The sequence below is a fragment of the Microbacterium sp. UNCCL10 genome, from assembly GCF_000746195.1.
GTDB classification, from domain to species: Bacteria; Actinomycetota; Actinomycetes; order Actinomycetales; family Microbacteriaceae; genus Microbacterium; species Microbacterium saccharophilum.
The window spans coordinates 751,046-773,210 of sequence record NZ_JQKT01000007.1; the positions used below are offsets into that span (position 1 = coordinate 751,046).

The window sequence follows — 22,165 nt, forward strand, 5'->3', positions numbered from 1 at the left end:
GGCTTGTCAGGATGCCTCGGGTGAGCCTGGCGTCGCTGTCTCCGAACGTCGCGCCGGCGACCCGGACCGTCGCCGAGCGCGTGCGCGAGCGCCTGCGCGCCGAGCAGGTCGATCCGGCGCGGGAGCCGGACCGGGCTGCCCTGATCGTGCGCGCCGAGGTGCGGCGGCACAACGACTATGCGCTCGGGCGCGGCGGCGAGCTCATCGACGACGAAGCGGCCTGCGTCCGCGACGTGCTCGCGAGCGTCGCGGGATACGGCCCGCTGCAGGCGCTCCTCGATGACCCGGGCGTCGAGGAGGTGTGGATCAACGCGCCGGACCGCGTGTACGTCGCACGGGCCGGTCGCAGCGAACGCGCCCCCGTCGTCCTGACCGACGACGCCGTCCGCGATCTCGTCGAGCGGATGCTGCACGCCACCGGCCGGCGCGTCGACCTCAGCCAGCCGTTCGTCGACGCGTCCCTGCCCGACGGCTCCCGGCTGCACGTCGTCATCCCCGACATCACCCGGCGGCACTGGGCCGTCAACATCCGGAAGTTCCTCCCCGCCTACCGCGGGCTCGACGACCTCGTCGCGATCGGCTCCATGCCGCCGGAGATCGCCGACCTGCTGCGGACCGCGATGGCGGACGGCCGCACCGTGCTCGTGTCGGGGGCGACGGCGGCGGGGAAGACGACGCTCCTCGGCGCGCTCATCGCGGCATGCCCCGCCCACCACCGCATCGTCACGGTCGAGGAGACGTTCGAGCTGGCCGTGCGCGCCCCCGACATCGTCGCGATGCAGGGACGCCAGCCGAGCCTCGAGGGGACCGGGGAGGTGACGCTCCGTCGCCTCGTGAAGGAGGCGCTCCGGATGCGACCGGACCGGCTCGTGGTCGGGGAGGTCCGCGACGCCGAGGCGCTCGACCTGCTCCTCGCGCTCAACACCGGCGTGCCGGGCGCCGCGACGCTGCACGCCAACTCCGCCGGGGAGGCGCTGCGCAAGCTCGCCGCCCTGCCGCTGCTCGCGGGGCGGAACATCGACGCCGGCTTCGTCGTGCCGGCGATCGCCTCCTCCGTGCACCTCGTGGTGCACTGCGCGCGTGCCGCCGACGGCCGGCGTTTCGTCTCCGAGGTCGTCGCCCCCACCGGCCGCGTCGCCGACGGGGTCGCCGAGACCGAGACCGTCTGGGCCTGGGCATGACGGCGCGGACATGATCATCGTGTGGGGCGCGACCCTCGCCGCCGGGCTGCTGCTGACGCTGTCCCCGTGGCTCTGGCCGCCGCGGACGACGGCGGCGCCGCCCCGCGCCCCCGGCCGCATCGCCCGCATGCTCGAGGCCGCCGGGTTCGCGCATACGCCCGCCGGTCGCCTCCTCGTCCTGTCCGCCGGCGCCGCCGTTCTCGCGGCCGCCGTCGCCTGGCTCCTCACCGCGCTGGCGGCGGTGGCGCTCGTCGCGGCGCTCGTCGGGGCCGCCGCCCCCACCGTGTGGCTGCGCGGCCGGGCTCGCCGGCTGCTCCGGTCGCGCCGGGCGCTGTGGCCCGACGTGTGCGACCTCCTCGTCGCATCCGTCCGCGCCGGTATTTCGCTGCCGGATGCCGTCGCCGCGCTCGCGACGTCGGCACCGGCGCCGCTGCGTCCGGCCTTCTCCGCATTCGCCGGCGACGTCGCGGCATCCGGTCATTTCGACTCCAGCGCCCTGCGCCTGAAGTCCGCGCTCGGCGATCCGGTCGGCGACCGCATCATCGAGACGCTCCGGATGGCGCGCCAGGTGGGCGGGACCGAGCTCACCACCGTGCTGCGCGCGCTGTCGTCATCCGTGCGCGCCGATGCGGCACTGCGCGCCGAGGTCGAGGCCCGCCAGTCGTGGATCCGAGGAGCCGCCGTCCTCGGCGTCGTCGCGCCGTGGATCGTGCTCGTGCTGCTGTCGATGCGGCCCGAGGGCGCGGCGGCGTACTCCAGTGCGCAAGGCGTCGTCGTGATCCTCACCGGTGCGGCCGTGTCGGTCCTCGCCTACCGCCTCATGCTCCGGGTCGGCCGCCTGTCCGAGCCCCGGCGGTGGTTCGGATGATCACGCAGGCGGCCCTCGCGATCGTCCTCGGCGGCGCGTTCGCAGCCGGCGTGCTGCTGGCCGCCCAGCGGGTGCCGCGCTGGGCGGCGCCGAGCCTCGCGCGGCGCATCGCGCCCTACGTGCGCGACGTCGCGGATCCGCTCGGCCTCACCCCGCTCGCCCCGCCCGTCGGGCTCGGTGTGTGGCGGGTCCGGCGTGACCGGCTCATCGCCGGGCTCGGTGGGGCGGAGGCGCTCAACCGCCGGCTCCGGCAGGCCGGCTGGGCGCAGGATGCCGTCGCCTTCCGCGCCCGGCAGCTCGCGTGGGCGGTGGCCGGCGTCGCGGTCGGGGGAGCGCTCGCCGTCGTCGCCGTGCTGAGCGCGGGCAATCCCGCGGCCGCGGCGCTCGCGCCGCCGATCCTCGGATGCGCGGGCGCCGTGCTGTGCGACGTGCACCTGACCGGCGCCGCACGGCGGCGGGTCGCCCGTGTCGAGGAGCAGCTGCCGACCGTGCTGGAGTTCCTCGCCCTGTGCCTCGCGGCCGGGGAGAGCCTGCTGGATGCCCTGCGCCGCATCGGCGAGGTGGGCTCGGGAGACCTCACCGCCGAGATCCGGCGGGCCGTCCTCGCGACCGGTACGGGGTCGAGTCTCACGGACGCGCTGGGCGAGCTGGCGCGGACGCTCGACGTGCCCGCCCTGTCGCGGGCCCTCGATCAGCTCATCGCGGCCCTGGACCGCGGCGCCCCGCTCGCGCAGGTGCTGCAGGCGCAGGCGTCCGACGCGCGGGAGGACGCCAAGCGCACCCTCATCGAGCAGGCCGGGCGCAAGGAGATCGCGATGCTCCTCCCGCTGGTGTTCCTGATCCTCCCGCTGTCGGTGCTGTTCGCCGTGTTCCCCGGCATCGTCATGCTGCGGCTGGGTATCGGATGACGGGTGAGGGGACCGGATGACCGGTCGGAAAGGAGGCGGATGATGATCCGCACAAGCTGGGGCCGTGTGAGGGCGGCATGGGAGGACACGCTCGTCGACGAACGCGGCGACGTGCCCGGCTGGGTGCTCGTGACGCTCATGACGGCGGGACTCGTCGTCGCGATCTGGGCGCTCGCCGGGCCCGCGCTGGCCGACCTGTTCCAGCAGGCGATCAGCCGCGTCTCCGGCTTCTGAGGCCGGCGATGGACGACCGCGGCTCGAGCCCCGTGGAGTTCGTCCTCGTCGGTGCGCTCCTGACGGTGCTGACCCTCGCCGTCGTGCAGCTCGGCCTCGCCGTCTACGTCCGCAACGTCGTCCACGATGCGGCCGTCGAGGGTGCGTACCACGCGGCGCTCGCCGACACGTCCCTGCGGGACGGTGCCGAGCGCACGACCGCGATCATCGCCCGCACGGTTGGGGACGTGTTCGTCCAGGACGTGAGCGCGCGGGACGCATCCTCGGGCGGTCAGCCGATCATCGAGGTGACGGTCACGGCGACCCTGCCGCTCGTCGGGCTGCTCGGCATGACCGGAGGGCTGGAGGTGACCGGTCATGCGCCCGCAGAGAGCCTGGACTGACGAGGACACCGGCGCGGCCGCGCTCGAGTTCATCCTCGTGGGCCTCGTCCTGCTCGTTCCGGTCGTGTACCTCATCGTCGCCCTCGGCTCGATCCAGGCCCACGCCCTCGGCGTCGAGGCGGGGTCGCGGCACATCGCGCGGGCGATCGCGACGGCCCCGGATGCCGCCACCGCGGACGCCCGCGCGCGGGAGATCCTCGCGTCGGTGACGCAGGAGTACGGCATCGATCCGGGCGCCGTGCAGGTCTCCGTCGGATGCCGCCCGGCCGGCGCCGCGTGCCCGTCCGCCGGCGCGACGCTCCTCGTGACCCTGACCACCGCCGTCCCGCTTCCGCTCGTCCCGCCGGTGCTCGACCTGGACCGCGTCGCCCGGGTGCCCGTGGAGGCCGTGACGGCGCAGAAGGTGTCGCGCTTCTGGGGGACCGGATGACCCGGCGACCACGGGACGATGAGGGGAGCGTGCTGCTCCTCACGATCGGCTACGCCGTGCTGGCGCTCGCCCTCGTCTTCGTGTGCGTGGACGCCACGAGCCTGTATCTCGCGCAGAAGCGGGTGGATGCCGTCGCCGACGCGGCCGCACTCGCCGGCGCCGACGGGTTCACCGTGACGGTCGAGGGAGGCCAGGCGTCCGCGACGCTCACCGACGCCGGTGTCCGCGACCAGGCCGCGGACCTCGTCGCGGCGCTCGGGACGGCCACGCTCGTCTCCGCGGAGGCCCCCGACGGCGTCTCGGCGCGCGTCACCGTCACCGCGACGTGGCATCCGCCCATCCTCGCGCTCTTCGTTCCCGACGGTGTCGTGCTGCGGGCGACCGCCACGAGCCGCAACGCGCTGCGCTGACCCGCCGGGTCAGGCGCGGGGGACGAACCGCGGCACCCAGCGCAGGAACGCGCCGGCGCCGAGGAGCCCCACGACGCCCATGACGGCGGTCGCGAGGCCGAGCGTCGACACGGCCGCGACGGCGGAGACGAGGAGCGGGGCGACGGCGCCGCCGGCATCCGTCAGGGTGCGCCACGACCCGAGGAACGGCGCCGGGTCGGCGGGTGGGGCCACATCGGCGCCGAGGGTCAGGAGGATGCCGCTGGACAGGCCGTTGCCGACGCCGAGGACGGCGGCGAACATCGCGAACCACATGGCGGCGGAGTCCAGGTCGTGCGTGACGGACAGCGCGAGGAAGCCGGCGCCCATCAGGATCATCGCGGGCAACGCCGCCCACAGGCGCCCGAAGCGGTCCATGACCTGTCCGCTCGCGTAGAACAGCGCGAAGTCGATGGCGCCGGAGATGCCGACGACGAGGGCGATGCTCTGCGCATCCAGGCCGATGGACACGCCCCACAGCGGCAGGACCACCTGACGCGTCGACCGGACCGCCGACAGCGACGCGGCGGCGAGCCCGAGCCGCGACAGGACGCCGCGATGCCGCCACATGGTGCGGAAGACGCCGGCCCGCTCGCTCGTCGGAATGGACCCGGTCACCGCCTCCCCGGTGTCCTCCGCGAAGCGCGGGTCGCCCGTCGCGGCGGGCTCCCGCACGGCCGCCATCTCGGTCTCGGGGTCGGCGCCGACGAGCACCAGGATCACGGTCGCGACGAGGCATCCGCCGAAGAACCAGAACGCGGCATGCTCGTCGGCGAACACGGCGAGCAGCCCCGCCGCGACGAACGGCCCGATGAACATGCCCAGGCGGAACGTGCCGCCCAGGAGCGACAGCGCGCGGGCGCGGAAGCCCAGCGGCACGCGCGTCGTCATGAACGAATGCCGGGCGAGGCCGAAGACGGCCGCGCAGAAGCCGACGAGGAACACGGATGCCGCCAGCACGGGCAGGCTGGGCGCCGCGAGCAGGCCCGCGACCCCCGCGATCGCGAGGGTACCGCCGCCTGCCATCGTGACGCGCTCCCCGAACCGGGCGACGGCCCACCCCGCCGGGATGTTGCCGCACAGCTGGCCGACCACGAGGGCGGAGGCGATGAGCGCCGCGGTCGGGACGTCGGCGCCGAGCTCGGCGGCGATGACGGGCAGGAGCGGGATGACGGCGCCCTCGCCGAGGGCGAACAGCAACGTCGGGCCGTAGATCATGGGGGCGAATCGCCACAGCATGGCCCGGATCGGTTCGGAGTCGGCGGCGGCGGTCACCGCATCCACGTTAGTCTGGACTGTCATGCTCGAACTCGATCTCTCCGCCGACATCCAGGCCCTCCGCGCCACCTTCGCCGACATCCAGGCGGTGGTCGACGTCGAAGGGCTCACCGCGGAGATCGCGCGCCTGTCCGAGGAGGCCGGTGCACCCGACCTCTGGGATGACGTCGAGAAGGCGCAGAAGGTCACGAGCGCCCTCAGCCACCGGCAGACCGAGCTTCGCCGCATCACCGAGATCGAGCAGCGCCTCGACGACCTCGACGTGCTCATCGAGCTCGCCGTCGAGATGGAGGACGAGGACTCCGCGGCCGAGGCGCGCACCGAGCTCGCCGACCTGGAGAAGGTCATCGGCCAGCTCGAGGTGCAGACGCTCCTGGACGGGGAGTACGACTCCCGCTCCGCCGTCGTCACGATCCGCTCCGGCGCCGGCGGCGACGACGCCACCGACTTCGCCGACATGCTCCTGCGCATGTACCTGCGCTGGGCGGAGCGTCACAAGTACCCCGTGAAGGTCATGGACACCTCGTACGCGGAGGGCGCGGGCATCAAGTCCGCGACCTTCGAGGTCGACGCGCCCTACGCCTACGGCACGCTGTCGGTCGAGGCCGGCACGCACCGTCTCGCCCGGATCAGCCCCTTCGGCTCCGCCGACAAGCGGCAGACGAGCTTCGCCGCCGTCGAGGTCATCCCCGTTATGGAGGAGGCCGTCGAGGTCGAGGTCCCCGAGGGCGACATCCGCGTCGACGTCTTCCGCTCCTCCGGCCCCGGCGGGCAGTCCGTCAACACGACCGACTCGGCCGTCCGCATCACCCACCTCCCGACCGGCCTCGTCGTCTCCATGCAGAACGAGAAGTCGCAGATCCAGAACCGGGCCGCCGCCATGCGCGTCCTGCAGACGCGCCTGCTGCTCCTCAAGCGCGAGGAGGAAGCGGCGAAGAAGAAGGAGCTGGCCGGCACCATCACCGCCAGCTGGGGCGACCAGATGCGCTCCTACTTCCTCTACGGACAGCAGCTCGTGAAGGATCTCCGCACCGGATACGAGGTCGGCAACCCCGCCGCCGTGTTCGACGGCGACCTGGACGGTCTCATCGCCGCCGGCATCCGCTGGCGCAAGCGCAAGACCGACGACTGAACTTTTTTCATTCGCCTGCATCCAAATGACGGTGTGCGGGGGAATCCCTTGATGAAGCGCGAAACAGGTCGCGCCCCATCGATAAGGAGTTCCTCGTGCGTAAGACACTCACTGCGGGCATCGCCGTCGGCGCTGTCGCCGCTCTCGCCGCATTCGCTCCCGCCTACGCCATCTCGGACACCACGGCCGATCTGTCGGTCCTGCACGGCATCCCGGACACCCCGGTCGACGTCTACGTCAACGGAGAGCTGACGCTGGACGACTTCCAGCCCGGCGATCTCGCCGGCCCGCTCGACCTTCCCGCCGGCGACTACGTGGTCGCGCTGACGGCGCCGGATGCCGCGGACGACTCCGCCCCGGTGCTCGGTCCCATCACGCTGACGCTCGAGGCGAACAAGAGCTACACCGCCGTCGCCCACCTGGACGCCGACGGGGCGCCCACCGCGAAGCTCTTCACCAACGACATCTCCGCCACGGATGCGGGACAGGGTCGACTGACCGTCCGCCACGTCGCCGCGGCCCCGGCCGTGGACATCCTGGCCGGCGGCCAGGCCGTCGTGTCGGGTCTCGCCAACCCCGATGAGGCCTCGCTCGACCTCGCAGCCGGCACCGTGTCGGCGGCCGTCGCGCTGGCCGGCACCACCGACCCCGTCATCGGCCCGGCCGATGTCACCGTCTCGGAGGGCGCCCTCACCATCGTGTACGCGTGGGGCAGCGCCGCGGATGAGAACCTCGCCCTCGCCGTCCAGACCGTTTCGGGCCTCCACTCCGGCCCCGACGGAGTGAACACCGGTGAGGCCGGCCTTGCCGCCGAGAACGGCTCGACCGGATGGCTGTTCGGCGCCGGCGCCGCGCTGCTGCTCGCCGTCGCGGCCGGCTCGGTCCTCTCCGTCCGCGCGGCCAACGCCCGCCGCTGACGCCGATGGCCATGTCGCGTCTGCTCCCCGCCCTCGTCGCTGTAGCGATGATCGGGACCCTCGCGGCCTGCACCACCCCCGACGCGGAGGGCGGGATCCCCAACCCGCCCTCCGCCTCGGCGACCGCGGCACCGGCACCGACCCCGTCGGTGTCGGTGCCGGTCGTCCGGGCGACCCCGACGCCCCCGCCCGTACCCTCGCCGGAGCCGACCGCGCTCGTGCTGCCCGACCTCGGCGTCGACATGCCGGTCGATCCCGTCGGCGTCCAGGCGGACGGGGCGATGGAGATACCGACGGATCCCGCCGTCGCGGGGTGGTACCGGTTCGGCCCCGCCCCGGCCGACGCGGCGGGCGCCACCGTCATCGCGGCGCACGTCGACTCCCGTGTGTACGGGCTCGGGCCCCTCGCGCGGCTCCGCGACGCGCAGCCGGGTCAGCAGGTCTCGGTCACCGATGCCGCCGGCACGACGACGACGTACGTCGTCGAGAGCGTCACCTACATCCCGCGCGCGCAGCTCCCCGTCGACGAGCTGTTCTCCCGCGAGGGGCCGCGTTCCCTCGTCGTCATCACGTGCGGCGGCTCGTTCGACGAGCGAACCCGCAGTTACAGCGATAACGTGGTGCTCGTCGCACGGGAGGCATGATGACCCTCGTCGCCCCGCCGCCCGCCGCCTTCCGGAAGGAGCCCGCCATCGAGGACGATGCCGAACTCGGCGCACGCTTCGCCGCGGGCGACGAGCGCGCGCTGAAGGAGATGTACGACCGCTGGTCGCGGCTGGTCTACACCCTCGCCGTGCGCTCGCTCGGCGACCGGGCGGAGGCGGAGGACGTCACCCAGCGCACCTTCGTCTCGGCGTGGACCTCACGGGCTTCGTTCCAGTCGGGCAAGGGCCCCCTCGGCGGATGGCTCGTCGCCATCGCGCGGCGCCGGATCGCCGACGCGCACGAAGCCCGCTCCCGCACGGCGCGGATCGAGGAGGCCATGCGCGCCGTGGCGGAGGAGCCGGTGGCGGCACCTGTCGACGTCAGCGATGCGATCGTCCTCGCCGACGAGATCGAGCAGCTCGAGCCGGACGCCCGCGCCGTCGTGACGCTCGCGTTCTACCAAGACCTGACCCACGCGCAGATCGCCGAGCGACTGGCCATGCCACTGGGTACCGTGAAGAGTCACATCCGCCGAAGTCTCACCCGTCTGCGATCCCGATTGGAGGCCGCTCATGTCGCATATTGACCCGGACGTCGCGGCGCTCATCGCGATGGGCGAGCCGGTCGCCACCCCGGCCGAGCGTACGCACCTCGCCGAATGCGCGTCCTGTGCCGCCGAGGTGGCCGCGCTGGCACGCACCGTCGCCGTGGGCCGCTCCGTCGGCGGCGACGCCGCGCTCCTCACCCCGCCGCCGCGGGTGTGGGATGCCATCAGCTCCGAGCTGGGCTTCGACGAGGCCGTCGCGCCCGAGCCGGCAGCCCCACAGCACGCCGTGCGGCGCGGAGCCCGCGGAAGCCGACCCCGTCGGCGCCTTCTGCTCGCCCTGGTGGGCGCCGCGGCCGCCGTCGTCATCGTCGCGGGCGTCTGGACGTCCGTGAGCCTGCTGACCCCGCGCCCGCAGATCGTCGCCGAGGCCACCCTCGACGGGTTCCCCTCCTGGCAGGGCGCGGCCGGTGAAGCCGTCCTCGAGAAGGTCGACGGGCACCGGCGGGTCGTCGTGACCCTCGACGCCTCCGTCCCCGCCGACGGCTACCGCGAGGTGTGGCTCATCGCCTCCGACGGGTCCGCGCTCGTCAGCCTGGGGGTGCTCGACGGCGCCACCGGCGAGTTCGCGGTGCCCGACGACGTCGACCTGTCCACCTTCACGCTCGTCGACATCTCCCAGGAGGAGACCGGCGGCGACCCCGGGCACTCAGGGGACTCCATCGTCCGCGGTGAGCTCACCGCGGCCTGATCCACGGCACGCGGGTGTCGCTCGGCCCGCGCCGCGGGAGCGCGCATAGGCTCATCAGGTCATGATCCGGTTCGAGCACGTCAGCAAGCGGTACCGCGGGACGAACAAGCCGGCGCTCAGCGACGTCGATTTCGAGGTGCAGCGCGGCGAGTTCGTGTTCCTCGTCGGCGCGTCCGGCTCCGGGAAGTCCTCCTGCCTCCGCCTCATCCTGCGCGAGGATTCGCCCTCCGACGGGCGCGTCGTCGTCCTCGGGCGCGACCTGCGCACCCTGTCGAGCCGCAAGGTGCCGTACTTCCGGCGCCACATCGGCTCGGTCTTCCAGGACTTCCGGCTGCTGCCCAACAAGACCGTCTTCCAGAACGTCGCGTTCACGCTGCAGGTCATCGGGTCTTCCCGCGCCTTCATCCAGCAGGCGGTGCCGGAGGTGCTCGCCCTCGTGGGCCTCGAGGGGAAGCACAAGCGGTTCCCGCACGAGCTCTCCGGCGGTGAGCAGCAGCGCGTCGCGATCGCCCGCGCACTCGTGAACCGGCCGCAGATCCTCCTCGCCGACGAGCCCACCGGCAACCTCGACCCCGCCACCTCCGTCGACATCATGCAGCTCCTCGCGCGCATCAACGCCGGCGGCACGACCGTCGTCATGGCGACCCACGAGGCCGGGTTCGTCGACCAGATGCAGCGGCGCGTCATCGAGCTCCGCGGCGGAGTCATGGTGCGCGACGACCGCCACGGCGGGTACGGCGACACCTCGTCGCTGCCGAGCCTCGCGCCGGAGCCGGAGCGGGGTGCCGCGGCCGTCGCGGCACTCACGGCCGTACTCGAACTGCAGCGGGAGATCGCCGCCGCCGCTCCCGCGCCGGAGCAGCCGGCATCCGCCCCCGCGGTCGTCACCGACCCTGCACCCGTGGACGAGCCGCAGCCGCACACGCGCCCGATCATGATCGACGCGCCCGAGGTCGACCTCGACGACCTCGGCCTGAAGGGGATCGACGTGACCGGCAAGCTGGGGCTCGAAGGCCGCGACGACGAAGTGGGTCCGACGACATGAGATTCCGCCTCATCCTCGCCGAGGCCCTGTCGGGACTGCGGCGGAACGCCTCCATGGTGATCTCCGTCGTGCTCGTCACGTTCGTCTCGCTCACCTTCGTCGGCGCCGCGATGCTCATGCAGATGCAGATCGGCAAGATGCGCGACTACTGGGTCGATCGCGCGCAGGTCGCCGTCTTCATGTGCCGCGCGGACGCCGCCACCACGACGTGCGTCAACGGCGTCGCGTCGGAGGATCAGGTCGCCCAGGTGCGCGAGAAGCTGGAGAGCCCCGCGCTGGCGGGTGTCGTCCGCGACATCCGTTTCGAGACCCGCGACGAAGCGTACGCGAACGTGCTGGCCCTCATGGGGGAGGACTACGCCGACTTCATCACCCCCGAGCAGCTCAACGAGACGTTCTGGGTCAACCTCGTCGACCCCGGCCAGACCGACGTCATCGCGGAGGCGTTCGGCGGCATGGACGGCGTCGAGGAGGTGAAGGACCAGATGCAGTACCTGGATCCGCTCTTCTCCGCCCTGACGATCGCGACGTACATCGCCGTGGGGATCGCGGGGCTCATGCTGATCGCTGCCGTCCTGCTCATCGCCACGACGATCCGCCTGTCGGCCTACGCCAGGCGGAAAGAGCTCGGCATCATGCGGCTCGTGGGCGCGTCGAACAGGTTCATCCAGACACCGTTCATCCTGGAAGGCGTCTTCGCGGCCTTCATCGGCTCGGTGCTCGCGAGCGCCGCGATCCTCGCGGGGGTGGAGTTCGGCGTGCAGCAGTACCTGCGCGGCCGGGTGGACTTCGTCACGGACTGGGTGAACATGCGCGACGCTGCGGTCGTCATCCCCCTCGTCATCGTGATCGGGCTCGTGCTCGCGGCCGTGTCGGCCGGGTTCGCGATCCGGCGCTGGCTGCGCGCCTGAGCGCCCGGTCGGGATAGACTGACAGGCTGTCGCGCGCCGCCCGGGCGCAGTGCGGCTGTCCGAGGAGAAGAAATGGTCAAGGAGCGCGGCGAGAAGGTCGTTGCGACCAATCGTCGCGCGCGCCACGAGTACGCCATCGAGAAGACGTACGAGGCGGGCCTCGTGCTCACCGGAACCGAGGTGAAGTCGCTGCGCCAAGGCCGAGCCAACCTCAGCGACGGGTACGCGTACATCGACGGCGGCGAGGCGTACCTCGACGCCGTGCACATTCCGGAGTACTCGCAGGGGCACTGGACCAACCACGCCACGAAGCGCACCCGCAAGCTCCTCCTCCACAAGGACGAGATCGTGAAGATCTCGCACGCCGTCAGCGCCGGCGGCTACACGATCATCCCGCTGAAGCTCTACTTCTCCGACGGCCGGGCCAAGGTCGAGATCGCCATCGCGAAGGGCAAGCGCGAGTTCGAGAAGCGACAGACGATTCGCGAGCGCGAGGACAAGCGCGAAGCAGAGCGCGCCATGCGCTCCAAGAACCGCCTCGGCGACTGAGTCCGGCGACTGAGTCCGGCGGGCCTGGTCAGCTCGCGCGGAAGCGCGCTTCCACGCCGGCGGAGATCACGACGTCCTCCGGATGGAACTCCGCCATCGCGGAGCCGGCGGCATCCCGCCCCATCGACGCCTTCATCATCTGCATCGCCCCGCCCGCGGGGGCGACGCCGTCGGTGAGGAGGCCCAGATCGGCGATCTCGACGGGGGTGAGGGTCGCGCGTCCGATCGCCTCGGCATACGCCGTGGCCCGCTCGACGGCGACCGACACGGCCTGCGTCGCGACCTCGCGCTCGACACGCGCACGGGTCTCGGGCGCGAGTTCCCACGACACCGACCCCACCTGCATCCCCTCCCGGGAGGCGATGTCGCTCAGCCAATCGGAGAGGAGCATGAAATCGGTGAACGTCGCCCGGAGCTCGACCGATGCGTGGTGCACGAGATCGAGTTGACGACCCTCGCTGTTCCACGGGCGGTCCGCCCACACCGAGACACGCTGGCTCGTCCAGTCCGCGATCCCACCGGACGCCTTCCGGGCCGTCAGGTCGTCGCGGACGGGGGCGACGAGCGCCGCGATCCTCTCCACGACGGCCCCGCGCTCGGCTCCGTCGACGGACGCCGAGACATGGGCGATGGCGTGCTCGGGCGCGATGCGCGCCTCGTGTTCGCCGCGGACCGTGATCGTGACCTCGCTCATGCCGTGAGTGTATCCGGGCGGTGCGGGGGTGGCCCGAGCGAGCGTCGATCGTGGTAAGCTGTAATGCTCGGGCGCCTCGGTTCCCGGCAGCACAACTCCACAGCGTGACAACGGCCGCCTTCACACGAAGGTCCACGGGGATGATCGGTTTCGACATCGCCTGTGAATCTGCGGGAAGCGGGCCGAGGATGCAGGGTTATCTCGTAAACGATCTCTGCAAAACTATAAGTGCCGAATCCAAGCGCACTGAGTTCGCCCTCGCTGCCTAAGCGAGCCTGAACTCCGTCAGACCGTAGGCGATCCCGCTACGGACCCTGGCGTCATCTAGGGATCTTGCTGCGTGACGGCGTCTGGACGTCACGCGGGACTCTTCCCAGGCTGGGCTCGTCGACTTAGGTGTCTGTGACAAAGGTCGGAGCCGAGCAGAACGTCTGCACAGACTGCGCCCGGAGAAGACGCAGTATCTCAGCGATGGACGGGGGTTCGATTCCCCCCATCTCCACGAAGCCGTTGTCACAGAGGAGGCCCGGCCCTCGCGCCATGTGCGCGGGGTCCGGGCCTTCTCGTTGCCGGCTCGCGCCATTGACGATGCGGCGCGACAGGGCCAGAATGAGCGCCGGGTCGTCATCGGCGACGATCTTCATCACCGGACGGCGGTACGGGGGGGCAACCGGCTTCCGCCCGGATTCCCGCTGCTCGGCCGCATCGCCGGGCCGGATTCGGAGGTGTCATGAAGCAGTTCCGCGCGCTCGGGGCCGGTATCGCCGCTCTCGCGCTCATCCTCGCCACGCCGACCATGGCGTCGGCCGGTCAGAAGCCGAAGCCGGCGCCCGGCCCGGTCGTGAAGTCCTCGCAGGTCGTCGCGCCGTTCAACCTCGACATCGACGGGAGGGACGTCCACGTCGCGGACGGGTTCGCGGGCATCGTCGGCACCCTCGCCGCGGACGGCTCGATCACGCCGACCGTGAACCCGGCTCCGGGCGCATCGGGCGTGGAGGTGTCGCAGAACGGCAGGACCCTCGCGTTCACGACGACCGAGGGTGAGAAGGAGATCACCGCCAGCGGCTTGAACCTGTGGGGCCCGCGCGGTTCGAAAGTGTACGCCGACACGCTCGCGTACGAGCAGGCGAACAACCCCGACCAGGACGTCGCCTACGGCGTCGAGAACCCGAGTCAGTGCGTCAGCGACGCGCTCACGGCCGCCGGTTTCCCGGTGAGCTATACCGGGCTCGTCGACTCGCACGCGTACTCGGTGACGCAGTGGGGCAGGCAGTGGGTGATCGCGGATGCCGGAGCCAACGCGCTGCTCGCGGCGGACAGCGCCGGCCGGGTGAGCACGCTGGCGGTGTTCCCCGCGCAGCCGACGACCATCACGTCCGAGATGGCCGCGGCGCTCAGCCTCCCGGACTGCGTCGTGGGCATCCCGTACCGGTTCGAGGCGGTCCCGACCGACGTCGAGGTCGGGCGTGACGGGATGCTGTACGTCACGACGCTGCCGGGCGGTCCGGAGTCGCCCGTGCTGGGAGCGCGCGGGGCGCTCTGGCGGGTCAATCCGTGGAACGGCAGCGCCACGCAGATCGCGACCGGCTTCCTCGGTGCGACCAACCTCGCGATCGGTCAGCGCGGCGAGATCTATGTCGCGGAGTACTTCGCGAGCGCCATCTCCGTCGTCCGGAACGGCACGAAGTCGCACTTCCTCGACCTGACCAACGTCGTCGCGATCGAAGCGGGCCGCGGCGGATCGCTCTGGGCGGGGACGACGATCTCGCTCGACCCGGCTGGGCCCCAGGTGCCCGGCACGATCGTGGAGATCGTGAACGGGAAGTGGCACAAGAAGGCCTCGTTCCGGCACTGACGAATCACCTGCGCGGCCTCTTCCCGGGCGAACGGATCGTGTTCCGGCCGGTCAGGGGCGATGCCGTGCGACGGCAGGCGCGCCGAAGAGCGACCATGCGGTGGTCGCCGTCAGGCTCGCGACCGTCACGGCCATGAGCATCCCCGCGATGACGTACAGGGTGGCGATGAGCCAGACCGGGCTGGCCTCGTCGACGAGCGGTGAGGGCGCGGCGGTCCACAGGACGGCGACCGACCAGGCACCCATCGTGACCGGGACCCATCGCCGCGCGCCCTCCCGGCGGAGCGCCAGCCACTGCGCGACCGGGATCGTGGCCAGGAGGACGAGCCCGCCGACGACGAGCAGGGGGATCGCCGCGGCGGGGTCGAGGTCCAGTCCGAGCGTGCTCGGCAGCATCCCGATGAGCCACGCGAGGGCTGCCGCGCCGGCCGTGGCGCCGATCCACAGCGCCCGCCGCGGGCGGCGGGCGGCCATCGCGGCGTACTGGCCGGTCGCGAGGGCCGCTCCCTCCACGGCGCCGGCGACGACGATCAGGAGGAGCCGCCACGGTTCCGGCGTGCCCCAGACGATCGTGAGGACGGCGACGGCCGCCGCGACGGCGAACCCCGTCGCCTCGCCGATCGACACGAGGAGGATCCAGCGGCCGAGGAAGCGCGCGCGCATGCTGGTCACCACGCCGACGTCAGGCCTCCAGGTCGGCCCAGCCGGCGATGTCGACCTTGTGGTTCTCCGGGGATGCGATCGTCCAGGAGTTCATCGACACGTTGTCGTCGACGATGCGGCCTCCGGCGCGCACGGCGGCGCGCACTCGCTTCTCGGCCTGATCGGCCGGCACCGAGACGTCGATGTGGGTGCGTCCTCGGCCCGGGCGGGGTGGCGTGAGCTCGTGGAACCACAGGTGCGGACCGCGGCGCACCGGGTCCACGAGATCCTCGTCGCCGACGCGCGTATACCCGAACGCCGCCTCCCAGAAGGGGCGTGTGTCGGTGCCGGCATCCTGCGCGACCGCGATCCCGACGACCTGCAGCATCGAGGGATCGGGCTCGAGTCCGAGCCGGTGCGCCGCGGCGCTGACCGCCGCGGCGAGTTCGGCGTCCTTCCGGCTCAGCGCACCATCCTCGTGCGTGAAGGTGCGGACGGTCACGCCCTGCGGGCGGACATCGACGTCCGGCTCGTGGCCCACCGCAGCGGATGCGGCGGCGATCGCGGCGACGAATTCCGCTGCGTGCGCGAACGAGTCCGTGCGGTAGAACGCATGAGCACCCCAGAACAGGACGCGCCAGTCGCCCACGCCGGGGGTCGCGTGGAAATCCCGGGGGTGCAGCCGGCCCTCTTCGTCGTCCATGCCGGCGACCCTAGCGGCCACGTCCGACGGTGTGAAGGCAGGACGAGGTTGCGTAGCCTGCACTCATGAACCGCGCCGTGCCGATCCTCCTCAGCCGCGATCTCCCCGAGACCCTCGGGTTCTATACCGCGCTCGGCTTCGAGAACCGCGGTGCGCCGCTGCCAACGTGGGAGTACCTCATCCTGGGCCGTGGTGACATCGAGCTGCACTTCTCCGGCGATCCCACGGTCGACCCGCTCCGCTCGGCCTCGATGTGCTATCTCTACGTCGACGACGCGCGGGCGCTGCACGACGAATGGGCGCGCATCGTCGTGCCCGACCCGACCACGGGAAGCCGGATCACACCCCCCGTCGACACGGACTTCGGATTGCGGGAGTTCGCGGTCGTCGATCGCAGCGGGAACCTGCTGCGCGTGGGCTCCTTCCTGAGCGAGGCGGTGCCGCCGATCCCGGAGTCCGACGCCGCCCTGGCGCGGCGCGCGCAGATCCTCGCCACCGAGCACTGGGGTCTCCTCGCGGCCCGTGGCACGGCGCAGAGTGAGGTACTCACGCGCATCACGATCTTCCTGACGCTCGTCTCCGCGGGTCTCGTCACGATCGGGCTCCTGGGCCAGGCGACCGCATTCGAGGGCTGGTTCGGCGGCGCCGCCATCGCGATCCTCGCGTTCCTCGCGCTCGTGGGCCTCATGACGCAGACGCGGGTGATGAACGTGTCGGAGGAGGACATGATGTATGTCGTCGCGATGAACCGGCTGCGCAGCGCCTACGTCGACCTCGACCCGACCGTCGCGGACATCTTCCTCGCCGCCGTCGCCGATGACCGGCCGGGGATGGAGCGGACCTATTCGTTCCTCCGCCGGCGCAGCGCCAGCGTGCTGCTCGGCAGTTCCATGATGCTCATCATCGTCGTGAACGCCTGCGTCCTCGGTCTCGTCGCGGGGGCGGTCATCGGCACGGCCGGCGGCTCGTGGGGGTGGGCCGTCGGGGTCGGCACGGCGATCGGCCTATTCGCCGCGATCGCGTTCTTCGCCTACGGCGGATGGACCTTCCGGCACACCTGGCAGCGGTACGTCCCCCGGCGGAGGACCGCCGACCAGCCGCCATGGCTGCGGGACTGAGCCGGCGGCGCGCGGTCAGCCTCCGAGCAGCTGCGCCTCCAGAGTGGCGGCGAGCCAACTCTCGAACCGCTCGGGAGACCAGCCCGACGCGGTGACGAGCTCGCCGTACACCCCGGCGGCCGCATACGCGCGGAAGACCGCCTGCGCATCGGCCCGGGGGATCGCCAGGTCGTCGCCGAGCGAGGCGATGAGGGCGTCCATGACGCGGTTCCGGCCGCGGAGCTTGCCGCGCAGGAGGGTCTGGGTCTCGGCGTCCTCGTCGATCGCCGCGTCGAGGATGCGCACGACGTCGAAATCGGTCGAGTACAGCGTCGTCAGCCAGTGCGCGGCGCCCCGGAGCCGCGCACGCGCGTCCGGCTCGGCGAGGATCGTCTCGGCGAGCTCGCGCGCCCCCGCCCGTGCGAGCCAGAGCTCGCAGATCAGGTTGAGGATCTCCCGTTTCGCGCCGAACGCCGTGTACACCGTGCGGTCCGCGACGCCCGCCGCCTTCGCGATGGCATCCATGCTCGTCGAGCCGTAGCCGTCCCGCGCGAACAGGCGCCGCGCCGCCTCGGCGATGCGGACACGCGTCGCCTCCGCCTGTTCGCGGCGGTACGCAGAAGCCGGGGGCTTGACGTCGGAGGTCACGAGGTCCACAGTAGCTATCGCACTCGATGCAGTGCCACTGCAGTCACTGCGGGGATGGTGCACGACAAGGGGGACGACATGAATGAGCGGACGAACGTGCTGGAGCGGATGCTGCAGGAGGGGTTCGCCACAGGGAACACCGACATCGTCGACGAGCTCTGCGATCCCGGCATCGTCGAGCACCAGTTCGGGCTCGCCGGTGTCGGAGCCGATGCGATCGGCAAGATCAAGCGCGCCATCGCCGAGGTGCACCGCGGCATGCCCGATCTGAGGTTCACGATCGAGGATGCCGTGGAGAGCGGCGACACCGCGTGGGTCCGCGCGGAGGGCATGGCGACCAACACCGGCCCGTTCCTGGGGCCGCCGACGGGCAGGCCGGTGCGCTTCACGGTCATCGACATCGCACGGATCCACGACGGGCGCATCGTCGAGCACTGGGGCGTGCCCGATCGCTTCGCGATCCTCATGCGGCTCGGCCGCATCCCGGTGCCCGTGGGGTGAGGCCGCTAGGCGATCACGACGACCTTGCCGACGGTGTGCCCGGCGTCGACGTGCGCGAGGGCCGCTCCGGCGTCATCGAGGGGCCACGTGCGCTCGATGTGAGGTGCCAGGTCTCCCGCGGCGGCGAGCCGGGCGAGGTCCGCCGTGATCTCCGGGTGGGCGGTGGCGGCGAGCGGGCGGATGCGGGCTGCCGGGCGGGAGAGGAGCATCCCGCGGACGATCGTCCCGATCGGCCCCCACACCCGATGCGCGCCGCCGCTGACGAGCACGAGGATCCCGCCCGGCGCGAGGAGGCGCCGCAGCGGTCGCAGGCGGTCCTCGCCGGCGATGAGCACGACGACGTCGAAGGATGCCGCGGGCAGTGCCCCGAGGTCGGCGGCGCGGTGCCGGAGCACCGTGCCGGCGCCCAGGTTCGCGACGACGTCGGCGGATCGGTCCCCGGCGACGGCAGTGACCGTGGCCCCGCGGAGCGCCGCGAGCCGGACGGCGAACGTGCCCACGCCGCCGCCGGCGCCGAGGATGAGGATCCGCTTCCCCGCCGCGTCGTCGTCGGCGCCGACTCCGGCGAGCGCGAGCGCCTGCCACGCCGTGCCGCCGGCCATCGGCAGGGCCGCCGCCGTCACGGCATCCACGCCCGCCGGACGACGGACGAGCCGGTCCGCGCGCGCCGCGGCGTAGGTCGCCAGTCCGCCGCCGGTGATCTCGCCGACGACGTCATCGCCGATGCGGAGGCCGGCGGGATCGGCGGCGACGTCGGCGCCGACCGCGACGACGGTGCCGGCGACGTCGCGTCCCTGCACCGCGGTGCGGGGTCGGCGGAGCCCGAAGGCGAGGCGCAGCAGCAGGGGGTCACCGCGCATGACGCGCACGTCCGCGGAGTTGAGGCCCGTCGCCTGAACCCGGAGGAGGACCTCGGCGTGTGCGGGGACCGGCACGGGCGCGGTCTCGGGGCGCACGGCATCGGGTCCGCCGTAGCGGTGCTGGGTCCAGGCGGTCATGGTGGCGGTCGGCGGGGTCATGAGGAGCTCTCCTGCGGGTAGTGGAAGACGTCGTCGAGTCCGCGCGCGAACTCGCGCGCGATCTGGAATGCCAGCTCGAGGCTGGGGGAGTACCTGCCCTGCTCGATGGCGATGAGGGTCTGCCGGGTGACGCCGAGTCGCCGAGCGAGCTCGGCCTGCGTCATCCCGGCGGCCTCGCGGTGCGCACGGATGTCGTTCGTCACCCGGGTCGGCTTGACCATCAGACGAGTCCCCGGCGATAGGCGACGACCTGTGCGACCCCGCCGACGAGGGCGGAGACCGCGAACCCGAAGAACATCGTGTGCGCGACCCAGAACGGCTCCGCCCGCACGGCGCAGAGCACGATGACGCCGAGCCCCGCGATCACGAGGAACGCCTGCCCGACGCGGTCGCCCATGCGCGCGATGTCGCGATCGCGGTCGTCGGAGCGTCCGGCGCCGTCGGGGTCGCGCATCCCGGCGAGGATTCCCCAGACGATGCTCACTGCGATGGCGGCGACGATGCTGATGCCGATCGTCCACGCCATCATCGGCCACCACTCGATCTCGGATGCCGGCTGCTCGCCCAGTGCGCGCAGGAGCGCGATGACATACGCCGTCATGGCGATCAGCGTCACGATGAGCCCCGCCCACGTGTTGCGCTCCTGGTAGACCATGTCACCCTCCGATGTCGCATCCTGTGTAAAGAAAACTTGACATTCGAAGTGTGCGGCAGTCCCGGGTGGATGTCAAGGATTCTTTACATGGGTTGCCGATGTCGGCGCAGCACGGGACGCTGTCGGGACGTGACGAGGAGGCGGCATGACGCAGCACGACATGTTCGCGGAGCGTCACATCCTGCATTCTCGGGACGGCAGGCTGGCCGAGTCCGGCCCGCCCACGACGCGCGCGCAGGTGCGTGAGATGGTCCGCCGTGCCGGGGACTCGCCGCGCGGGCTCGTTCTCTACATCCACGGCGGGCTCGTCACCACCTCGGCCGCTCTCACGACCGCGGAGTGCCTGGCCCCGGAGATCGCGGGCTCCGGCGGCTACCCGGTCTTCCTCGTCTGGGAGACGGGACTGCTCGACAGCCTGCTCGATGCGTTCGCGGGTCCCGCGCGGGTGATCTTCGGCGCTCTCGCGGACGCCGTGGCCGAGATGCCCGAGGAGGGCGAGCGGCGGCCGGTGCTGGAGCGCCGGCTGCGGAGCGATCCGCTGCTCGTGGCCGAGGTCGAACGCGCCGCGCGCACGCCCCCGCGGCGCCGGGCGGGCGGAGTGGACGCACTGAACGGGGACCTGCTCCGCGCCGCGCTCACGCCGGAGACCTACCGGGCCGTCTTCGGGATCGCAGGCGATCGTCGCGGCGCGCTGCCGCTCGAGCCCTTCGACAGCTTCCTGGCCTTCGCGTTCGGTGTCCTCGACGAGCTCCGGGCGCGCGAGCCGTACGGCTGGCTCCACGGGCCACGGCAGAGCGTACTCGAGGAGTGCGTGCGCGCCGTCGGCGTGGGTGCCGCGGCGTGGGACGAGATGACGGCGGACGCCGGCCGCAATCTCGGGCCGACGGGCGCGGTGACGGTGCTGCTCGAGGCGATCCGGGACCGCGAGGCGGCCGGCGCGCCGCCCCTCCCGGTCACAGTGATCGCCCACAGCGCCGGGAGCATGATCGCCTGCGACCTCATCGACCGGTGGCGGGCGGTGCCCGGCGCCGGCCGGCTCGACGTCGTGCTCCTCGCCCCCTCCGCGAGCGCGGAGCGGTTCGCGCTGACCCTGCGAGCGGATGCCGTGGCGCCGGTGCTCGCCGGGCTGCGCATCTTCACGATGACCGATGCCGCCGAGCGGGCCGACGCGCTGCCGCGGATGACGCAGCGGGTCTACGAGCACAGCCTCCTCTACTTCGTCAGCGGCGCCTGCGAGTCCCGGGCCGACCGCCCGCTCTCCGGTATGCGGCGGTTCGCCGATGCGGAAAAGCTGACACCGTCCTCCCGGCGCCGGTCGGGATGGGCGGACCAGACCCCGCTCGTGACGGCCGCCGAGCACGCCGCCATCCGCACGATCGAGCGGTACCTCGCGGCGGACCCGGATCGCCTCGTCCTCACCCCGACGCCGGCGGACGCGCCCGCCGGGCGGGCCAGTTCGGCGCGGTCGCACGAGGGATTCGTCTGGGCGACGCGGGAGAGCATCCGTCACATCGTCGCGCACGGACTCGCGGACGGCCGCTAGCGCCGCCGCGGCGCCGTCGGCGCCGGGCGGCTACCGGGCGGGCTGCTCGATCAGCAGCAGGCCCTGCTGCGTGTCGGACATCGTCACCCAGCCGTCCCCGAAGAGGTAGGTCGTCCCGACGGCATCCGGATTCTGCGCGTCCGCCTCGCTGAGGTAGAGCCCCTCGGCGCTCTCCTGCGCGGTCCACCCCACCGATTCGAGCTGCTCCTGCGCCTCCTGGGCCTCGTCGGCGGTGATCGGCGCCCAGCCGAAGACGACGAGATCGTCGAACGTGTCGCCGGGCCGGGCCCATGTGCAGGAGATGCCGTCGAGCACGAGGTCGTTGATGGCGAACTCGCCCTCCTCCGAGGTCCAGCCCTCCGCCTCCAGTCCGGCCACGGCGTCCGGGGCGATGAGGTTCTCGCAGGTCAGGTCGGCCGGGTCCACGGGCGCTGTCGTCGGCACCGCCGAAGGGCTGGGATCGGCCCCCGGCGCCGGTGCGGTGGGGACCTCGGTCGGCTGCGCGCCCGGCGTCCCCGTGCACGCGGTGAACAGGAGCGCGCCGAGGGCGAGCGGGAGCGCGGCGCGGGAGAGGCGGGGGAGAGGCATGCGTGCGGGCTCTCGA

28 protein-coding genes and 1 other RNA gene are annotated in these 22,165 nt (G+C 72.3%); 20 read left to right on the forward strand and 9 right to left on the reverse strand.

All coding sequences use genetic code 11. The features are described from left to right. The first annotated feature begins 20 nt into the window (after positions 1-20). Genes BR85_RS03745 through BR85_RS03775 form a run of 7 tightly spaced genes read left to right on the forward strand, consistent with a single transcriptional unit; the run spans position 21 to position 4,414 of the window. Positions 21-1,181 (forward strand): TadA family conjugal transfer-associated ATPase, encoded by a 1,161-nt coding sequence (locus tag BR85_RS03745; RefSeq protein WP_028495316.1) that lies wholly within the window; start codon positions 21-23, stop codon positions 1,179-1,181. Positions 1,182-1,191: 10 nt separating this feature from the next. After that, a complete protein-coding gene (locus BR85_RS03750; RefSeq protein ID WP_028495317.1) occupies positions 1,192-2,049 on the forward strand; it encodes a type II secretion system F family protein in 858 nt (285 codons plus the stop codon). Then, positions 2,046-2,957: a type II secretion system F family protein gene (locus tag BR85_RS03755; protein ID WP_028495318.1), complete on the forward strand. Its 912-nt coding sequence runs from the start codon at positions 2,046-2,048 to the stop codon at positions 2,955-2,957. The genes BR85_RS03750 and BR85_RS03755 overlap by 4 nt, the downstream gene beginning before the upstream one ends. Before the next feature lie 42 nt (positions 2,958-2,999). Then, positions 3,000-3,191 (forward strand): hypothetical protein, encoded by a 192-nt coding sequence (locus BR85_RS03760; protein WP_028495319.1) that lies wholly within the window; start codon positions 3,000-3,002, stop codon positions 3,189-3,191. Between the two features lie 8 nt (positions 3,192-3,199). Further along, positions 3,200-3,574 (forward strand): TadE/TadG family type IV pilus assembly protein, encoded by a 375-nt coding sequence (locus tag BR85_RS03765; RefSeq protein ID WP_028495320.1) that lies wholly within the window; start codon positions 3,200-3,202, stop codon positions 3,572-3,574. Next, on the forward strand, positions 3,549-4,004 hold the full coding sequence (locus BR85_RS03770) for a hypothetical protein (protein ID WP_028495321.1): 456 nt from the start codon (positions 3,549-3,551) through the stop codon (positions 4,002-4,004). The genes BR85_RS03765 and BR85_RS03770 overlap by 26 nt, the downstream gene beginning before the upstream one ends. Beyond that, complete coding sequence (locus tag BR85_RS03775; protein ID WP_028495322.1) at positions 4,001-4,414, forward strand: pilus assembly protein TadG-related protein; 414 nt, start codon at positions 4,001-4,003, stop codon at positions 4,412-4,414. Before BR85_RS03770 ends, BR85_RS03775 begins: the two co-directional genes overlap by 4 nt. Positions 4,415-4,423: 9 nt before the next feature. On the opposite strand, the gene BR85_RS03780 is transcribed toward BR85_RS03775, so the two are convergent. Further along, positions 4,424-5,671 (reverse strand): MFS transporter, encoded by a 1,248-nt coding sequence (locus BR85_RS03780; RefSeq protein WP_051526235.1) that lies wholly within the window; start codon positions 5,669-5,671, stop codon positions 4,424-4,426. A 61-nt stretch (positions 5,672-5,732) separates the two neighbouring features. Here BR85_RS03780 and prfB point away from each other — a divergent pair, with 61 nt between their 5' ends. The 8 genes from prfB (at position 5,733) to smpB (ending at position 12,204) form a co-directional block, all read left to right on the forward strand. Further along, positions 5,733-6,842, forward strand: a complete 1,110-nt coding sequence (prfB, locus tag BR85_RS03785; RefSeq protein WP_028495324.1) for a peptide chain release factor 2 — start codon at positions 5,733-5,735, stop codon at positions 6,840-6,842. A gap of 95 nt (positions 6,843-6,937) precedes the next feature. Further along, a complete protein-coding gene (locus BR85_RS03790; protein ID WP_028495325.1) occupies positions 6,938-7,759 on the forward strand; it encodes a DUF4397 domain-containing protein in 822 nt (273 codons plus the stop codon). 11 nt (positions 7,760-7,770) lie between these two features. After that, on the forward strand, positions 7,771-8,403 hold the full coding sequence (locus BR85_RS03795; RefSeq protein ID WP_028495326.1) for a class F sortase: 633 nt from the start codon (positions 7,771-7,773) through the stop codon (positions 8,401-8,403). After that, the gene (locus BR85_RS03800; RefSeq protein WP_028495327.1) at positions 8,403-8,990 is read left to right on the forward strand and encodes an RNA polymerase sigma factor; all 588 of its coding nucleotides are present in this window, start codon (positions 8,403-8,405) and stop codon (positions 8,988-8,990) included. Before BR85_RS03795 ends, BR85_RS03800 begins: the two co-directional genes overlap by 1 nt. Beyond that, complete coding sequence (locus BR85_RS03805; protein ID WP_028495328.1) at positions 8,977-9,699, forward strand: anti-sigma factor; 723 nt, start codon at positions 8,977-8,979, stop codon at positions 9,697-9,699. Before BR85_RS03800 ends, BR85_RS03805 begins: the two co-directional genes overlap by 14 nt. A 61-nt stretch (positions 9,700-9,760) precedes the next feature. Then, positions 9,761-10,744: a cell division ATP-binding protein FtsE gene (ftsE, locus tag BR85_RS03810; protein ID WP_028495329.1), complete on the forward strand. Its 984-nt coding sequence runs from the start codon at positions 9,761-9,763 to the stop codon at positions 10,742-10,744. Further along, positions 10,741-11,655 (forward strand): permease-like cell division protein FtsX, encoded by a 915-nt coding sequence (gene ftsX, locus BR85_RS03815; protein WP_028495330.1) that lies wholly within the window; start codon positions 10,741-10,743, stop codon positions 11,653-11,655. The genes ftsE and ftsX overlap by 4 nt, the downstream gene beginning before the upstream one ends. Before the next feature lie 72 nt (positions 11,656-11,727). Further along, positions 11,728-12,204 carry an SsrA-binding protein SmpB gene (gene smpB / locus BR85_RS03820; protein WP_028495331.1) on the forward strand — a complete coding sequence of 159 codons (477 nt, stop codon included), beginning with the start codon at positions 11,728-11,730 and terminating at the stop codon, positions 12,202-12,204. A 28-nt stretch (positions 12,205-12,232) separates the two neighbouring features. Here the strand turns inward: smpB and BR85_RS03825 are convergent, their stop codons facing one another. Continuing rightward, a complete protein-coding gene (locus BR85_RS03825) occupies positions 12,233-12,898 on the reverse strand; it encodes an SIMPL domain-containing protein (protein WP_028495332.1) in 666 nt (221 codons plus the stop codon). Between the two features lie 136 nt (positions 12,899-13,034). Between BR85_RS03825 and ssrA the strand changes: the two genes are divergently transcribed. Both ssrA and BR85_RS03835 read left to right on the forward strand, forming a co-directional pair. After that, positions 13,035-13,403: a transfer-messenger RNA gene (ssrA, locus tag BR85_RS15125) on the forward strand. Positions 13,404-13,628: 225 nt separating this feature from the next. Beyond that, positions 13,629-14,753, forward strand: a complete 1,125-nt coding sequence (locus BR85_RS03835) for a ScyD/ScyE family protein (RefSeq protein ID WP_028495333.1) — start codon at positions 13,629-13,631, stop codon at positions 14,751-14,753. Between the two features lie 51 nt (positions 14,754-14,804). On the opposite strand, the gene BR85_RS03840 is transcribed toward BR85_RS03835, so the two are convergent. Together BR85_RS03840 and BR85_RS03845 are read right to left on the reverse strand one after the other, a co-directional pair. After that, the gene (locus BR85_RS03840) at positions 14,805-15,425 is read right to left on the reverse strand and encodes a hypothetical protein (protein ID WP_147049299.1); all 621 of its coding nucleotides are present in this window, start codon (positions 15,423-15,425) and stop codon (positions 14,805-14,807) included. 10 nt (positions 15,426-15,435) lie between these two features. Continuing rightward, complete coding sequence (locus BR85_RS03845; protein ID WP_028495334.1) at positions 15,436-16,098, reverse strand: VOC family protein; 663 nt, start codon at positions 16,096-16,098, stop codon at positions 15,436-15,438. A 65-nt stretch (positions 16,099-16,163) separates the two neighbouring features. On the opposite strand from BR85_RS03845, the gene BR85_RS14835 reads away from it, so the two are divergent. Then, on the forward strand, positions 16,164-17,216 hold the full coding sequence (locus tag BR85_RS14835) for a bleomycin resistance protein (RefSeq protein ID WP_051526134.1): 1,053 nt from the start codon (positions 16,164-16,166) through the stop codon (positions 17,214-17,216). Between the two features lie 15 nt (positions 17,217-17,231). Here the strand turns inward: BR85_RS14835 and BR85_RS03855 are convergent, their stop codons facing one another. Beyond that, positions 17,232-17,843 (reverse strand): TetR/AcrR family transcriptional regulator, encoded by a 612-nt coding sequence (locus tag BR85_RS03855; protein ID WP_028495335.1) that lies wholly within the window; start codon positions 17,841-17,843, stop codon positions 17,232-17,234. Positions 17,844-17,921: 78 nt separating this feature from the next. Here BR85_RS03855 and BR85_RS03860 point away from each other — a divergent pair, with 78 nt between their 5' ends. Continuing rightward, complete coding sequence (locus tag BR85_RS03860) at positions 17,922-18,344, forward strand: ester cyclase (RefSeq protein WP_028495336.1); 423 nt, start codon at positions 17,922-17,924, stop codon at positions 18,342-18,344. A gap of 5 nt (positions 18,345-18,349) precedes the next feature. On the opposite strand, the gene BR85_RS03865 is transcribed toward BR85_RS03860, so the two are convergent. Genes BR85_RS03865 through BR85_RS03875 form a run of 3 tightly spaced genes read right to left on the reverse strand, consistent with a single transcriptional unit; the run spans position 18,350 to position 20,018 of the window. Further along, complete coding sequence (locus BR85_RS03865) at positions 18,350-19,363, reverse strand: NAD(P)-dependent alcohol dehydrogenase (RefSeq protein ID WP_081782651.1); 1,014 nt, start codon at positions 19,361-19,363, stop codon at positions 18,350-18,352. Next, positions 19,360-19,584: a helix-turn-helix transcriptional regulator gene (locus BR85_RS03870; protein ID WP_028495338.1), complete on the reverse strand. Its 225-nt coding sequence runs from the start codon at positions 19,582-19,584 to the stop codon at positions 19,360-19,362. The genes BR85_RS03865 and BR85_RS03870 overlap by 4 nt, the downstream gene beginning before the upstream one ends. Further along, positions 19,584-20,018 (reverse strand): hypothetical protein, encoded by a 435-nt coding sequence (locus BR85_RS03875; protein WP_028495339.1) that lies wholly within the window; start codon positions 20,016-20,018, stop codon positions 19,584-19,586. Before BR85_RS03875 ends, BR85_RS03870 begins: the two co-directional genes overlap by 1 nt. 145 nt (positions 20,019-20,163) lie before the next feature. Between BR85_RS03875 and BR85_RS03880 the strand changes: the two genes are divergently transcribed. Next, positions 20,164-21,561, forward strand: a complete 1,398-nt coding sequence (locus tag BR85_RS03880) for a hypothetical protein (protein WP_028495340.1) — start codon at positions 20,164-20,166, stop codon at positions 21,559-21,561. Between the two features lie 30 nt (positions 21,562-21,591). Here BR85_RS03880 and BR85_RS03885 read toward each other — a convergent pair whose 3' ends face one another. Beyond that, entirely contained in the window at positions 21,592-22,149 is a 558-nt protein-coding gene (locus tag BR85_RS03885; protein WP_028495341.1) for a hypothetical protein, read from the reverse strand. Positions 22,150-22,165 lie beyond the last annotated feature (16 nt).

Bases quoted from the DNA above. Each gene is read 5' to 3' on its own strand.
- BR85_RS03755 (WP_028495318.1), top strand. From the start codon at position 2,046: ATGATCACGCAGGCGGCCCTCGCGATCGTCCTCGGCGGCGCGTTCGCA.
- smpB (WP_028495331.1), top strand. From the start codon at position 11,728: ATGGTCAAGGAGCGCGGCGAGAAGGTCGTTGCGACCAATCGTCGCGCG.
- BR85_RS03780 (WP_051526235.1), bottom strand. From the start codon at position 5,671: ATGCTGTGGCGATTCGCCCCCATGATCTACGGCCCGACGTTGCTGTTC.
- BR85_RS03835 (WP_028495333.1), top strand. From the start codon at position 13,629: ATGAAGCAGTTCCGCGCGCTCGGGGCCGGTATCGCCGCTCTCGCGCTC.
- BR85_RS03875 (WP_028495339.1), bottom strand. From the start codon at position 20,018: ATGGTCTACCAGGAGCGCAACACGTGGGCGGGGCTCATCGTGACGCTG.
- BR85_RS03860 (WP_028495336.1), top strand. From the start codon at position 17,922: ATGAATGAGCGGACGAACGTGCTGGAGCGGATGCTGCAGGAGGGGTTC.
- BR85_RS03760 (WP_028495319.1), top strand. From the start codon at position 3,000: ATGATCCGCACAAGCTGGGGCCGTGTGAGGGCGGCATGGGAGGACACG.
- BR85_RS03775 (WP_028495322.1), top strand. From the start codon at position 4,001: ATGACCCGGCGACCACGGGACGATGAGGGGAGCGTGCTGCTCCTCACG.
- BR85_RS03845 (WP_028495334.1), bottom strand. From the start codon at position 16,098: ATGGACGACGAAGAGGGCCGGCTGCACCCCCGGGATTTCCACGCGACC.
- BR85_RS03795 (WP_028495326.1), top strand. From the start codon at position 7,771: ATGTCGCGTCTGCTCCCCGCCCTCGTCGCTGTAGCGATGATCGGGACC.
- BR85_RS03865 (WP_081782651.1), bottom strand. From the start codon at position 19,363: ATGACCCCGCCGACCGCCACCATGACCGCCTGGACCCAGCACCGCTAC.
- BR85_RS03870 (WP_028495338.1), bottom strand. From the start codon at position 19,584: ATGGTCAAGCCGACCCGGGTGACGAACGACATCCGTGCGCACCGCGAG.
- BR85_RS03750 (WP_028495317.1), top strand. From the start codon at position 1,192: ATGATCATCGTGTGGGGCGCGACCCTCGCCGCCGGGCTGCTGCTGACG.
- BR85_RS14835 (WP_051526134.1), top strand. From the start codon at position 16,164: ATGAACCGCGCCGTGCCGATCCTCCTCAGCCGCGATCTCCCCGAGACC.
- BR85_RS03800 (WP_028495327.1), top strand. From the start codon at position 8,403: ATGACCCTCGTCGCCCCGCCGCCCGCCGCCTTCCGGAAGGAGCCCGCC.
- ftsX (WP_028495330.1), top strand. From the start codon at position 10,741: ATGAGATTCCGCCTCATCCTCGCCGAGGCCCTGTCGGGACTGCGGCGG.
- BR85_RS03765 (WP_028495320.1), top strand. From the start codon at position 3,200: ATGGACGACCGCGGCTCGAGCCCCGTGGAGTTCGTCCTCGTCGGTGCG.
- prfB (WP_028495324.1), top strand. From the start codon at position 5,733: ATGCTCGAACTCGATCTCTCCGCCGACATCCAGGCCCTCCGCGCCACC.
- BR85_RS03825 (WP_028495332.1), bottom strand. From the start codon at position 12,898: ATGAGCGAGGTCACGATCACGGTCCGCGGCGAACACGAGGCGCGCATC.
- BR85_RS03880 (WP_028495340.1), top strand. From the start codon at position 20,164: ATGACGCAGCACGACATGTTCGCGGAGCGTCACATCCTGCATTCTCGG.
- BR85_RS03885 (WP_028495341.1), bottom strand. From the start codon at position 22,149: ATGCCTCTCCCCCGCCTCTCCCGCGCCGCGCTCCCGCTCGCCCTCGGC.
- BR85_RS03770 (WP_028495321.1), top strand. From the start codon at position 3,549: ATGCGCCCGCAGAGAGCCTGGACTGACGAGGACACCGGCGCGGCCGCG.
- ftsE (WP_028495329.1), top strand. From the start codon at position 9,761: ATGATCCGGTTCGAGCACGTCAGCAAGCGGTACCGCGGGACGAACAAG.
- BR85_RS03805 (WP_028495328.1), top strand. From the start codon at position 8,977: ATGTCGCATATTGACCCGGACGTCGCGGCGCTCATCGCGATGGGCGAG.